General features: G+C 70.1%; 12 protein-coding genes. 4 read left to right on the top strand and 8 right to left on the bottom strand.

The genetic code is table 11. The features are described 5' to 3' along the window. Positions 1-31: 31 nt before the first annotated feature. Positions 32-1,108: a glycosyltransferase gene (locus tag Q1K33_RS19190; protein ID WP_300406358.1), complete on the bottom strand. Its 1,077-nt coding sequence runs from the start codon at positions 1,106-1,108 to the stop codon at positions 32-34. A 103-nt stretch (positions 1,109-1,211) separates the two neighbouring features. Further along, entirely contained in the window at positions 1,212-1,466 is a 255-nt protein-coding gene (locus Q1K33_RS19185; protein WP_300406357.1) for a WhiB family transcriptional regulator, read from the bottom strand. Between the two features lie 179 nt (positions 1,467-1,645). Between Q1K33_RS19185 and cofD the strand changes: the two genes are divergently transcribed. From cofD to Q1K33_RS19170, 3 genes are read left to right on the top strand one after another with little or no spacing between them, the layout of a single operon-like run. Further along, positions 1,646-2,665, top strand: a complete 1,020-nt coding sequence (gene cofD / locus Q1K33_RS19180) for a 2-phospho-L-lactate transferase (RefSeq protein ID WP_300406356.1) — start codon at positions 1,646-1,648, stop codon at positions 2,663-2,665. After that, positions 2,662-3,654: a coenzyme F420-0:L-glutamate ligase gene (locus Q1K33_RS19175; RefSeq protein WP_300406355.1), complete on the top strand. Its 993-nt coding sequence runs from the start codon at positions 2,662-2,664 to the stop codon at positions 3,652-3,654. Before cofD ends, Q1K33_RS19175 begins: the two co-directional genes overlap by 4 nt. 43 nt (positions 3,655-3,697) lie before the next feature. Then, positions 3,698-4,447, top strand: a complete 750-nt coding sequence (locus Q1K33_RS19170) for a DUF3105 domain-containing protein (RefSeq protein WP_300406354.1) — start codon at positions 3,698-3,700, stop codon at positions 4,445-4,447. 1 nt (position 4,448) lies between these two features. Here the strand turns inward: Q1K33_RS19170 and Q1K33_RS19165 are convergent, their stop codons facing one another. Further along, positions 4,449-5,531 carry a sugar phosphate nucleotidyltransferase gene (locus Q1K33_RS19165; RefSeq protein WP_300406352.1) on the bottom strand — a complete coding sequence of 361 codons (1,083 nt, stop codon included), beginning with the start codon at positions 5,529-5,531 and terminating at the stop codon, positions 4,449-4,451. A 36-nt stretch (positions 5,532-5,567) separates the two neighbouring features. Here Q1K33_RS19165 and Q1K33_RS19160 point away from each other — a divergent pair, with 36 nt between their 5' ends. Next, complete coding sequence (locus Q1K33_RS19160) at positions 5,568-6,296, top strand: TIGR03089 family protein (RefSeq protein WP_300406351.1); 729 nt, start codon at positions 5,568-5,570, stop codon at positions 6,294-6,296. Between the two features lie 29 nt (positions 6,297-6,325). Here Q1K33_RS19160 and Q1K33_RS19155 read toward each other — a convergent pair whose 3' ends face one another. The 5 genes from Q1K33_RS19155 to Q1K33_RS19135 all read right to left on the bottom strand — a co-directional run. Then, positions 6,326-8,485, bottom strand: coding sequence for an FG-GAP-like repeat-containing protein (locus tag Q1K33_RS19155; RefSeq protein WP_300406350.1), 2,160 nt, complete (start codon positions 8,483-8,485; stop codon positions 6,326-6,328). 180 nt (positions 8,486-8,665) lie between these two features. After that, a complete protein-coding gene (locus Q1K33_RS19150; protein ID WP_300406349.1) occupies positions 8,666-9,451 on the bottom strand; it encodes an ABC transporter ATP-binding protein in 786 nt (261 codons plus the stop codon). A 16-nt stretch (positions 9,452-9,467) separates the two neighbouring features. After that, positions 9,468-10,406 (bottom strand): ABC transporter permease, encoded by a 939-nt coding sequence (locus tag Q1K33_RS19145; protein ID WP_300406348.1) that lies wholly within the window; start codon positions 10,404-10,406, stop codon positions 9,468-9,470. Then, positions 10,399-12,486 (bottom strand): glycosyltransferase, encoded by a 2,088-nt coding sequence (locus Q1K33_RS19140; protein ID WP_300406347.1) that lies wholly within the window; start codon positions 12,484-12,486, stop codon positions 10,399-10,401. The genes Q1K33_RS19145 and Q1K33_RS19140 overlap by 8 nt, the downstream gene beginning before the upstream one ends. Continuing rightward, positions 12,483-12,917 (bottom strand): UDP-galactopyranose mutase (locus Q1K33_RS19135; protein WP_300406346.1); only part of this gene is annotated, 435 nt, incomplete at its 5' end. The genes Q1K33_RS19140 and Q1K33_RS19135, both read right to left, overlap by 4 nt.

Here is a 12,917-nt window from a genome sequence, read left to right as displayed (position 1 = left end):
GGTACTTCCTCCGAATCCCAAGTGGGATTCGTCAGTGGGCATTGCGCGCGCAGGTCGCGGCAGGCGCGAGGCCGCGCGCCGCACACACGGGCCCGGATTGGTGTGGAGAGGAGATGGGCCGTGCCGCGGTCAAACGCCGGGTAGCCGTACGGCGGTCGCGGCGCGCCGCGGCGATCGTGCCGGGCCGCGAGAGGACCGAGAGCAGGGCCGCGAGGTCATCGAGGGCCTCGCCCGCCGAGCGCAGCGCCAGGAAGCCGATCATCCGCAGCAGCGTGCCGAGGACCAGGCGGACCACCCGCCACGGCAGGGCGCGGGCCGAGGAGTTGACCAGCAACGTGTAGAGCGCCGCGCGCCGCTCCTGGTAGTGCGTGTGACGGCCGGTCAGCGACGTCCTGCGCAGCCCACGGTGAGCGGCTTCGGCGTGGAAGACGACGGCCTCGGGGACGACCAGCGTGGTGTGCCCGGCGCTCGCCGCGCGCCAGCCGAAGTCGAGGTCGTTGCCGAAGACGGGGAGGTGCTCGTCGAAGCCGCCCAGCTCCTCCAGCACCGCCCGGCGGACCAGCATGCCGGCGGTGTTGACCGCCAGCACCTCTCGCTGCTCGTCGTGCTGACCCTGGTCGTACTCGCCGCGCTCGAGCCCGGTCTCGCGCCGCCCGGTCCCGGAGATCGTCACCCCCAGCTCCAGCAGACGGGCCAGGGACGGCCATTCGCGCAGCTTGGGCCCGAGGACGTCGACGTCAGGTCGTCGCGCGGCGGCGGCCAGCAGCGCCGCCAGCGCCCCGGGTGCCGGCCGGGAGTCGTCGTGGAGCAACCAGACCCAGTCATGGGCTCCAGAGTCGAGTGGGTCCAGGGCCTCCAGGGCCTCGAGACGCTCCAGGCCCATCCGGACCGCAGCCGGGTAGGACGTCGAGGACGTCGCCGTCACCACGTCGGCCACCGGCGCCAGCAGGGCCGCGCTCTCGTCGAGGCTGCCCGTGTCGACGGCCACGACCCGCCCGTGCAGCTCCTGCTCGGCCAGGCCCTCCAGCACTCCGGGGAGCCAGCGGGCGCCGTCATGGCTGACGACCAGCACGGCGACCCGGGCGGTGGCGAGAGCGGGGGAAGGCACCAGCGCACACTAGAACGTCGGGGCAACCCGCCAAAAAGCGCAGGGCCCCGGTCATCGTCGACCGGGGCCTTCCTGCTCTGCGTGTGCGCTGCCTGCTACCTGCTCAGACGGCGCGCTTCTTCAGCTTGCGACGCTCTCGCTCGGAGAGTCCGCCCCAGATGCCGAAGCGCTCGTCGTTCATCAGGGCCGACTCGAGGCACTCGTCGCGCACCTCGCACGTGAGACAGACCTTCTTGGCCTCACGTGTCGACCCGCCCTTCTCGGGGAAGAACGCCTCAGGATCGGTCTGCGCGCACAGCGCGCGCTCCTGCCACCCTGCCTCGTCCGTCTCCGGCTCCAGGAGAAAGAGTTCCCTCATGGTTATCTGCCTCTCGACCCAAGCATTGCCGTGAACAACACTGTGAGAATTACATGCCTGTCGTACCCGTAAGTCAAGCCCCGTATCTGCTATGGCGCTGATCACGGGGCCGCGGCCACCCGGTCGGGCCTCCCGGGCCCGCCGGATCCGCCGGCGAGCGACGCGGCAGAGTAGGCACCATGAAGAACATCACCGTGCTGTGCGGCGGCATGGGCGGGGCCCGCTTCCTGCAGGGACTGCGCCACGGCCTCGCCGAGGGAACCCTCCCGGGTGTCTCACCCGAGGCCACGATCACCGCGATCGCCAACACCGCTGACGACCTGTGGATGCACGGCCTGAAGATCTGCCCAGACCTCGACACCGTGATGTACACCCTGGGTGACGGGATCGATCCCGAGCGCGGCTGGGGCCGACGGGACGAGTCGTGGAGCGTCAAGGACGAGCTCGCGGCGTACGGCGTGGAGCCGACCTGGTTCGGGCTCGGCGACCGTGACCTGGCGACCCACCTGGTCCGCACCCAGATGCTCGAGGCCGGCTATCCGCTCTCCGATGTCACCGACGCCCTGTGCCGGCGCTGGCAGCCCGGCGTGCGGCTGCTCCCGATGACCGACGACCGGGTCGAGACGCACGTCGCCATCGCCGACCCGGACTCCCCCAGCGGGCGCCGGGTGGTGCACTTCCAGGAGTACTGGGTGCGACTGCGCGCCGAGGTGCCGGCCGAGACGGTGGTGTTCGTGGGACTCGAGGCCGCGACACCCGGCCCCGGGGTCATCGAGGCGATCACCGGCGCCGACCTGGTCGTGCTGCCGCCGTCCAACCCCGTCGTGTCCGTGGGCACGATCATCGGCGTGCCGGGCGTCCGGGAGGCGCTGCACAGCACCGGCGCGCCGGTCGTGGGGCTCTCGCCCATCGTCGGCGGCACCCACGTGCGCGGGATGGCCCACCAGATGCTGACGTCCATCGGCGTCGAGGTCGGTGCCGGCGCCGTCGCCCGCCACTTCGGCGCCAGGTCCGCACCCGAGGGCGTGCTCGACGCGTGGTTGGTCGATGAGAGCGACGCCGACCAGGTGGCCGAGGTCGAGGCCGCCGGGATCGCGTGCGCCGCCGTACCGCTGATGATGACCGACCACGCGGCGACCGCCGCGATGGCCGCGGCCGCGATCCGCCTGGTGACGTCGCACCCGGACGGTACGGCGTGAGCCACGGCCTGGTCAGCGCCATGGCTCCCGACGGCGCCCCCGAGATCGTGGAGGGCACCGACCTCGCGGGCGTGCTGCTGGAGCTGCTCGGTCCCGACCACCTGCAGGACGGCGACGTCGTGGTCATCACCAGCAAGGTGGTCAGCAAGGCGGAGGGACGCGTCGTCCCAGGTTCTCGCGAGGAGCACCTCCCCGACGCCACGGCGCGCGTCGTCGCCCGACGCGGCCCCACCACGATCGTGCGGACCCACCACGGCCTCACCCTGGCCGCCGCAGGGATCGACAACTCCAACGTCGAGCGGGGCGCCTCGGTCCTGCTTCCCCTCGATCCCGACGCCTCGGCCCGCCGCATCCGGGCGGACCTCCAGGAGCGCACCGGCCTCGTGCTGGGCGTCGTCGTCACCGACACCGCGGGTCGGGCCTGGCGCGAGGGCCAGACGGACATCGCCATCGGCGCGGCCGGACTGCTGGTGGCCCAGGACTTCGCCGGACAGCTCGACGGGCACGGCAACGAGCTGGCCGTCACGGCTCCGGCTGTCGCCGACGAGATCGCCGGCCTCGCCGAGCTCGCCCAGGGCAAGCTCGGCGGCCGCCCCTTCGCCGTCGTCCGCGGGCGCGCCGACCTGGTCCTGGACCCCGCGGCCGACGGGCCGGGTGCCGGCGCCCTGGTCCGTGCCGAGGGAGGCGACCTGTTCGGCTTCGGGGCGCGCGAAGCCGTGCTGCGCGCCGTACGAGGTCAGCCCGGCGACCGCGCCCCGTTCGGCGCTCCCATGAGCGCCGCCGAGCTCTGCGTGGCGGTACGGGACTCCACCGGACTCGATGCCGTGATCACCGGTGACGGCGCGGTGTCCTGCGCGGCCGGCACCGGATCTGACGTCGTGCTCGACGTGCTCCTCTTCGCCTGCGGCTGGGAGCGCGAACCGTCCCCGACCACGCCGCACGAGCGTGCGCTGGACACCGATCTCCGGTTCCGCCCGGTGAGTCCGTAGACTTCCCGCGATTCCCGCCCCATCGAACCGAGGTATCCCGGCTGTGGCCAAGTCGTCCAAGTCCGCCAAGAGCGAGCGTCAGGCGCTGATCGACTCAGCGATGAAGAAGCAGCGCAGCGCGGAGAAGCGTCAGAGCAACCTCATCGTCGGGATCGCCGTGGTGATCGGTCTCGGCCTCATCGGCGCCGCGGCCTTCCAGCCGATCAAGAGCGCCTTCGACGAGAGCGAGTACGCCGGTGTGGAGATCGCGGAGGTCGGTGCCGCGGCATCGGTGTGCCAGGACATCACCACGGAGACCGCGACCGACGTCAACAACCACGTGCCGCAGGGCACCGAGGTGACCTACGACTTCGCGCCGCCGGCCTTCGGCCCGCACTGGAACGTCGCCGGGGTCGCCCCGGCCCCCTTCACCGACAAGTTCTACGACGCCGACGACCGCCCGCCGCTCGAGGCGCTGGTGCACAACCTCGAGCACGGCTACACGATCCTCTGGTACGACGAGACCGTCGCCGACGACGCCGGGCAGATGAGCCAGATCCGGGCGATCGCGAAGAAGTTCGACCTCGACGACACCAACTTCCGGCTGAAGTTCATCGCCGCGCCGTGGACCTCCGACGACGAGGACGGAGCAGCGTTCCCCGACGGCCAGCACGTGGCGTTCACCCACTGGAAGGGTGACGAGACGGAGTCCACCGGGGTCACGCAGTTCTGCTCCGAGACGAGCGGCGCCGCCCTGGAGAGCTTCATGGCGGAGTATCCCTACACCGACGCACCCGAGGCCGGGGCGATCTGACTCAGGTCAGGTCGGCCCGCCCGCCGTCCTTGAGACCGGCGACGACCTTCTTGACCGACTGGGCGTGGGCCCGGGTGGTCACGAGCAGCGCGTCGGGGGTGTCGACGACGACCACGTCGTCGAGGCCGACCACGGCGATCATCTTGCCGCCCGCGGGCACCACGAGCCCGGTGGCGTCGACCGCCTGCACCAGCGCCGGGTCGCCGAGCACCGTCGTCGTGGCCGACGTGGTGTCCTCCAGCAGGGTCGCCAGGGAGTCGAAGTCACCGATGTCGTCCCACCCGATCGAGGCGGGCACCACCACGACACGGCCCGCGGCCGCGGCCGGCTCGGCGACGGCGTGGTCGAGGGCGATCTTGGGCAACGAGGCCCAGGCCGCCTCCAGTGTCTCGGGGGCCGCGGCGATGGCGCGCAGCGCCGCGGTGAAGTCGGGGTCCTGCTCGGCGAGCAGCTCGAGCAGCACCGTGGGCCGGACCACGAACATCCCGGCGTTCCAGCGGTAGCGGCCCGTCGCGAGGTAGCCCTCCGCCACGTCGACCGACGGCTTCTCGACGAACTCTTGCACCGCGTGCGCGCCGGGATGACCCGCGAGGTCGTCGCCGAGGTGGATGTAGCCGAACGCCGAGGACGGGAAGGTCGGGTCGATGCCGATCGTCACCAGCCAGTCGTCGCGGGCGGCAGCTGCCGCCACCTCGACGGCGCGGCCGAACGCAGCGGGGTCCGCGATCACGTGGTCGGCGGCGAAGGAGCCCATCACCGCGTCCGGGTCGCGCAGCTCGAGCATCGCGGCGGCGAGACCGATGGCGGCCATCGAGTCACGTGCCGAGGGCTCGGCGACGATCGCCTCGGCCGACACCTCCGGCAGCTGCCCGGACACCGCCTCGCGGTGCGACTGCCCGGTGACCACCAGGAAGCGGTCGTCGACGATCGGGGCCAACCGGTCCCACGTGCCCTGCAGCAGGGACCGCCCCGTGCCCGTCAGGTCGCGCAGGAACTTGGGGGACGACGAGCGCGACATCGGCCACAGCCGCGTCCCCGCTCCGCCGGCCGGGACGACGGCCCAGAAGTTGTCGATGGAGGTCATGTGCCGAGCCTAGGGCCGGGCCACCACACTGGGGGCATGAACCACCCCACCACCTTCGCCGACGTCCTCTCCGAGCAGCTGCGCAGCGATGCCGGCCGCCCGCTGGTCACCTTCTACGACGACGAGAGCGGCGAGCGCGTCGAGCTGTCGGTCACGACGTACGCCAACTGGGTGGCCAAGGCGGCCTCCCTGCTGGTCGACGACCTGGACCTCGAGCGCGGCGCCCGGCTGCAGGTCGACCTGCCTGCGCACTGGCTCGTCCCCGTCTTCCTCGGCGCCGCGTGGACGGCAGGCATCGCCGTCGTCGACGACGCACCCGACGCCGTCGTGTGCGGCCCGAGCACCCTCGACGTGTGGGCTCCGCGAGCCGGCGAGCTGCCCGTGCTGGCCTGCGCGCTGCTCCCCCTGGGCGTCCGCTTCGCCGAGCAGGTCCCGGCGGGGGTGCACGACGTCGGTGTCGAGATCTGGGGCCAGCCCGACGCCTTCGCCCCGTGGGACCCGCCGACCGGCGACGACGTCGCCGTCGAGCACCGCGGGGAGCGCACCTCCCAGTCGAGCCTGTGGAACGCGGCCGCCGCCGGGACTCTCGTCACCGACGGCGGCCGGCTCCTCACGGAGGCGAACCCGGCTTCCCCACCGGGACTCGCCGCCTTCGTCGAGCCGCTGCTGCGCGGCGGCTCGTTGGTGCTGGTCACCCGGGCCGGACGGGAGCGCGTGGAGGCGACCTACGTCGCCGAGCGCGCGACCGCCCGCTTCCCTGCCTGAGGACCAGACAACCGCTTCGTGGGCGCTCCTCACTCCACCATGTTGTACTTCGCCCAGCCTCGACCGAGGAGGATCGGGTCGCCGAACGACTTCTTGTGGCCGGGGATGAGGTAGAGCTGCCCGGTGCCCTTGGCCCGGACGACCAGGTCCGGGTGGCCCTTGAGGTTGACGTCGCTGATGCCGACCACCCAGTTGTACGGCGAGACGTCGATCGGCAGCTGCCGTGACCCGGTGAACCCACCGGGACCGTTGCCCATGTAGAGGATCAGGTTCCTGCCCTGACGCACCAGCGTGTCGGGGGCCCCACCCTTGTCCCAGCGACCGACGCTGATCTGCTTGCTGCCCTTGATCGAGCTGTAGGCGACGTACGGCGTGCCCAGACCGTTGGTGCCGCGGCCGGGGTAGATCATCATCGGCTTGCCCTTGCGCTGGCCCATCAGGTCGGGGAAGCCGTCACCGGTCATGTCACCCACCGCGGCAAGGAGCTTGACGCCCTTGAAGCCGTTGGCCAGGAACTGCACCGGCTTGAAGGTGCCGTTGCCCAGGCCGAGGCGCAGCGTCAGCCGTCCGTCGACCTTGCGGCGGGTGATCAGGTCGGCGACGCCGTCGCGGTCCCAGTCCCCCGCCGAGAGGATCCGGCTCATCCCGCTGAGGTCGACCGCGAGCGGGATCGCCTTGCCGGTGCGGTAGCCGCTCGTCGTCTTCTCGATCGGGATCAGCACACCCCTTCCGTCGCTGGTGCGCCGAGCGATGATGTCGGGCTCCGCGCTCGCGGCGACGTTCGACTCCAGCTGGCGCCCCGAGAAGCCGACCTGGGTCTGCTTGGCGAGCTTGCGGATCTGCGGAATCTGGTCGTACAGGTACTGCCCCGGGCAGGCGGTGGAGGCCGCGTCACGGTGGCCGTTGATCGCCGCGAACGTGCGCGAGGTGACGTACTGGTTCATGGAGCCGGCCTTGACCCCGTGCAGCGACAGCTTCCACGCGAAGACAGCGCCGTAGGCCTCGATCATGGCCTTGGAGGGCGTCGTGGTCTCGAAGTTGCCGATCGCACTCATCGCGAAGGAGTCGTCGTTGTACCCCAGCGTGTGAGCACCGACGACGGGCCGGTCGACGCCGCCGTAGCGCCCTTCCCAGACGCGTCCGAAGCGGTCGACGAGGAAGTTGTACCCGATGTCGCTCCAGCCCCGTGACTGCGTGTGGTAGGCGTAGATGCCACGCAGGATCGAGGGCACGTCGCGCTTCTTGTACCCGTTCGCGTTGACCGTGTGGTGCACGAAGCCGGCGTGCACCTCGAAGTAGTGCAGCGAGCCGGCGTCGCGCAGGGACTCGTTGGCACCCCACTGGGCGCGGCTGAAGATCTTCGGCTTGGGCGTGAACGAACCCGCCGCCAGGTCGAGGTCCCCGTCACCGGTGGCCTCACCGGTGGTGCCGGGGTCGCTCTCGGGCACCGGGTCGGGAGCCGGCTCGTCGGCCCCGCCCTGCGTCGCGCTCGGGAGGGTGGCGGTGTCGATCGCGGCCCGCTCCCGGTCGCTGGAGGTCGCGACGCCGGGATCGATCACGGCCAGCTTGAGGTCGGCCGGGCTGGCGCCCTCGCTGTCGATGCGTACCTGCACCTCGTCGACCTCACCGACCAGCAGCTCGTCGGTGCCTGGGCGGGCCGTGATGGCCTCCTGGCTGTCCGGGTCCGGTCCGTGCTCGTCGCTGTAGTGCGCCTCGGTCCACCCGGACCAGCCGGCGGCGTCCTTGGTGCGGACCTCGACGGCGATGTCCTCCTCGCCCAGGACCGGGCCGGGCGCCCAGGTGACGCCGACGGCGCCGTACCCGGTCACCGGCTGCGGGTCGCTGACGAGTCGGTCAGCGCCTCCGGTCGTACGGCGACTGCTCGCGGCGAGTGCTCCGGGACGCATCCGAGCGCCGGCCGGCGCCGTGAGGGAGTACTCCTCCACGGTGGGGTCGACCGCCTTGGTCGGCACCGTGGCCTTCAGGGTGGTGGCCTTGGCGTAGGCCGCCATCGAGAGGTCGGAGCCCAGCCCGGTCGGCGACGGGGCCGCTCCGGAGCCGCCGTCCGGCGGGCGCGGGACCAGCTCCAGGTTGACGACTCCGGCAGCCGGGGTGAGGGCGGCGCAGATCACTCCGAGCACCAGCAGCTGCTGGCATGCGGTGACGAAACGGGGGTGTCGGGAAGACATCAGCTACTACTCCTGCGTGCGGGGGAAGAGTCACACGAGAAGCAACTGTCACACCCGTAACAGGCCCTGGGAAGAGGTGGTGAGTAACTACAAACCTGTAATTACCAGCCGACACGCCGGTGGTTCGGAGATTTGTCAAGCCGAGAGCGCGACCGAGGACGCGGAAGCGCGCGGGAGCGCTCAGATGTCGGCCCCGAGCTCCTCGTCGGAGTCGAAGTGCTCCTCGTCCTCGGGGCGCTCGTCGTCGTACTTGAGGACCTTGATCCCCTCCTTGACGTCTCCATCGAAGATCAGGCGCCCCTGCTCCAGGATCAGCACCCGGTTGCACATCCGCTTGACCGAGCCGCCCGCGTGGGAGACGTAGAAGAGCGTGCGACCGGAGTCGCGCACCTGCTCCATCCGCTCCAGGCACTTCTTCTTGAACGGCTTGTCCCCCACCGCCAGCACCTCGTCGGCCAGGAAGATCTCGGAGTCGACGTGGATCGCGACCGCGAACCCCAGGCGGGCCGACTGTCCCGAGGAGTAGTGCCCGACCTCGGTCTGCAGGAACTTGGTCGGGATCTCGGCGAAGTCGACGATGTCGTCGTACTTGCGGGCGATCTCGTTCTCGCTCATGCCCAGGATCGCGGCGTTGAGCATGATGTTCTCCTTGCCGCTCAGCTGCGGGTGGAAGCCCGCGCCGGTGGCGATCAGCCCCGCGATCCGACCCCGGGTACGCACCGTGCCGTGGTCGGGGCGCATCACCCCGTTGATCATCTTCAACAAGGTGCTCTTGCCGGACCCGTTGAGCCCCATCAGCCCGATGGACTCCCCCTGGCTGACGGTGAAGGAGACGTCGTCGACGGCCGGGAACGTGTCGCTGATCTGGCGGCCACGCGCCAGCGCGACCGTCACCTGCTTGAAGGTGCGGTGGTAGCGGAGGGTGAACTCCTTGGTGACGTTCTCGACGCGGATGGACTCTGCCATCAGCACTCACCTGCCATCAGATGCGCTCCGGGATCTGCTTCTCCAGCTTGCTGAAGACGTACTGCGCCAGGACCAGGATGAGCAGCGAGACGCCGATCATCGTGAAGCCGAGCGTGAAGAGGTGGTCGGGAAGCCGGTCGACGGCCTGGCCCTTGTCGTCGAAGTTGAGCTCCGCCTCGGTCAGCGTCCCGATCCAGAAGGCGTGCTGCATGAGCATCACGGCGTCGGCGATCGGGTTGAGCACGTAGTAGTCGGCGAAGCGTCCGAAACGGTCGCCGACCATCGTGTAGCTGTAGATCATCGGCACGCCGAAGCGCACGAAGTTGGTCAGGATGTTGACGAAGCTGGCGAAGTCGCGGAAGAGCACGTTGGCGGCGCTGAAGAACAGCGCCATCGCCGTGCCCAGCGTCATGATGATCGTCAGGGCGATCGCGACCGCCAGGACGCCGCTCAAGGTGGGCGTCCAGCCCATGAACAGCACCGCGACGAGCAGGATGACCAGCTGCGGGAAGACGTGGTAGAGCGAGACCAGCATCGAGGCGACCGGGAACATCTCGGCGGGCACGGCCATCTTCTTCACGATCGCCTTGTTGCGCACGATCGAGCGGGTGCCGGCGTTGAACGTCTCGGTGAAGAAGTGGACGATGATGATCGCCGAGAAGATGTGGATCGGGAAGTTCGGGATCGAGTCGTGGAGCTGGAAGATCACGCCGATGATCGCGAAGTAGATGAAGAACTGCGACAACGGGTTGATGTAGCTCCAGATCAGGCCGAGGAACGACCCGGAGTACCGCGCGCTGATCTCCCGGCGCACGAGGAGCTTGAGCAGGTAGCGACGACGGAAGACCTCCAGGAGCCCGCGGCTGGGCGCCGGATCCTCCCAGGGGCGGTCCTCCCCCAGGTCGTAAGCCGGATCGACGGAGGCGCCGGCACTGGCCTGCAGGCTGTCAGTCATCGGCCTCTTCCTGCTCACTGGTCCAAGGTGCGAACGTCGCGTCCCACGCCTCCGGCGAGGTGATGTCTCCCAGCTTGGCGCGGTACTCGGCCGCGAGGCGTGGCCACTCGCGCTTGAGCCGCTCGTGGATCTCGAGGGTCTGCTTCATCATCGTGCGGAACTGCTCCGGCTCCCGACGATACAGCGCCGCCGAGGTGCCGTCGGCCATCGAGACGACCGCGGAGTCGTAGATCGCCAGGCGCCACCACTTGGCATCCATCGCCCGGACCTCGGCCTCGGGGTAGCGGCGCGAGAGGGCGCGTGGCTTCTTGAGCTGGCGCAGCGGCTGGACGGTCGCGGTGATGATCCCGCTGAACCGGCCGGGGTCGGAGACCGCGTCGCGGCCCTTGCGCGGCGGCTTGGTACGCCGTACGGGCGGGAAGGCGTCGCGGTCGGCCTCGAGCACGGCGTCGGAGTGCTGCTTGCGCATCTTGTTGATCTCCGGCAGGCGCGTGGCCAGGACCTCGTGCAGCGCGTCCGGCCCCTTGAGGACGTCGAGGAGCGCCTGGTGACGCAGCTCCACGGTGGAGTACTGCATGGACACCAGGTGGGCGATCTGGTGGTTGCGGCTCTCGCGCACCATCCGGCCGCCCTTGGCGTACGGCGAGTGGAGCAGCGCCGCGATGAACCGGTTGCGCTGGTGGAAGTAGGACTGCCAGTCGAGCGCGTCGTTCTTGTCGCTCCACGGCACGTGCCACACCGCGGCACCCGGGAAGCTCACCGTCGGGTAGCCGGCGGCCTTGGCGCGCAGCCCGAACTCGGAGTCGTCCCACTTGATGAAGACCGGGAGGGACAGCCCGACGTCCTCGAGGACGACGCGCGGGATGAGGCACATGAACCAGCCGTTGAAGTCCACGTCGATCCGCTTGTGCAGCCAGCGGGCGGTGCGCAGGTTGCGCGCGGACAGGTCCCAGTCGGAGTGGGTGCCGGGCACCGACTGCCACCAGAAGTACCAGGGCTGGACGATCTCGCCGAAGCTGTGCAGCCGCGAGCGCGAGTAGATCGAGAACATGTGCCCACCCACGATCGTGGGACGGCGCGACAGGTCGCCGAACGTGATGGCGCGAATGATGCCCTCGGGCTCGCACACGACGTCGTCGTCCATCATCAGGGCATAGGTCGCGGTGCCCTTGCGCACCGACTCGAGCTGGCCGCGCGCGTAGCCGCCCGAGCCGCCCAGGTTGCCCTGCTTGATCATCCGCAGCTTGTCCCCCAGCGCCTCCTGGGCGGCCGGGAAGTGCTCGGAGTCCACGACGAGCTTGGTGCCCTGCTCCATCACCATGACGGTGTCGAGGTAGGGCGCCAGGTCCTCGTCCTCGCCCATCTGGCCGAGGAGCTCGGCGCAGAAGTCGGGTCGGTTCATCGTGGTGACGCAGATGTCGGCGGTGCCGTGCTGGGCACGGTCCTCGGGCACCTCGGCACTCCACTCGGCCCACTCGACGACGACGTCCTCGTCGCCGGCCACGACGTCGTACCAGTACCAGCCGCCGTCCACGAAGGGCTTCAGGCTCAGGTCGAAGGTGAACGTGCTCGGCTCGTGCGTCTCGGCCATCGCCGCGTCCACGCGCTGGGAGTTGCCGCGCGCCATCGACTTGTAGACCATCACGTGGGCGCCGCGCCCGCTGACCGTGATCGTCAGCCGGATCGAGTCCACCACGGTCCAGCGGCGCCAGTAGCTGGCCGGGAAGGCGTTGAAGTACGTCGCGAACGAGATCCGGTCGCCGGACTTGATGCGCAGCGCGGTGCGCGACTCGATCTGGTCGGGGTGGATCGAGAGCCCCGACGAGGTGGCCGCGCGCGAGGCGGCGCCCTGCAGGTCCCGCGCCACCCGGCTCAGGGCCGAGTCGTCGTTGTCGACGTCCACCGAGCCGTGGTCGCGGTCGACGTAGAGCGCCAGCACGTCGAAGTCCTTGTCCTGGGGCAGGATCTGACGCTGGAGGAGACGGCGCGCGGTGCCCGGGGTGCTCGTGCTCGTGCTGTCGGTGGCCGTGGCGGTGTCGGTGTCACCGATCGCGATCTCGCCGGTCGGGGTGCTGCTCATCGGGCCTCATCTCCGCTCGTCAGCGGCACGTCGTCGACGAAGTGCGGCCTGAGTTTGTTCTCGAACATCGACAGCGCCGAGCCGATGGCCATGTGCATGTCGAGGTACTGGTAGGTGCCGAGCCTGCCACCGAAGAGCACGCCGTGCTGCGCCGCCTCCTCCTTGGCCAGGGCCCGGTAGGCGAGCAGCTTGGCCCGGTCGTCGGCGGTGTTGATCGGGTAGTACGGCTCGTCGTCGTCCTCGGCGAAGCGGCTGTACTCGTGGACCACGATCGTCTTGCCCGGCAGGTAGGTCCGCTCGGGGTGCAGGTGCTTGAACTCCAGGATCCGGGTCCAGGGCACGTCCTGGTCGTTGTAGTTGACCACGCCGGTGCCCTGGAAGTCGTCGACGTCGAGGGTCTCGGCCTCGAGGTCGACGGTGCGCCACGACAG

The organism is Nocardioides sp., assembly GCF_029937575.1.
In the GTDB taxonomy this organism is placed as follows: domain Bacteria; phylum Actinomycetota; class Actinomycetes; order Propionibacteriales; family Nocardioidaceae; genus Nocardioides.
The sequence above is the reverse complement of the archived record's forward strand: the minus strand, read 5'-3'. Positions and strand labels throughout refer to the sequence as shown.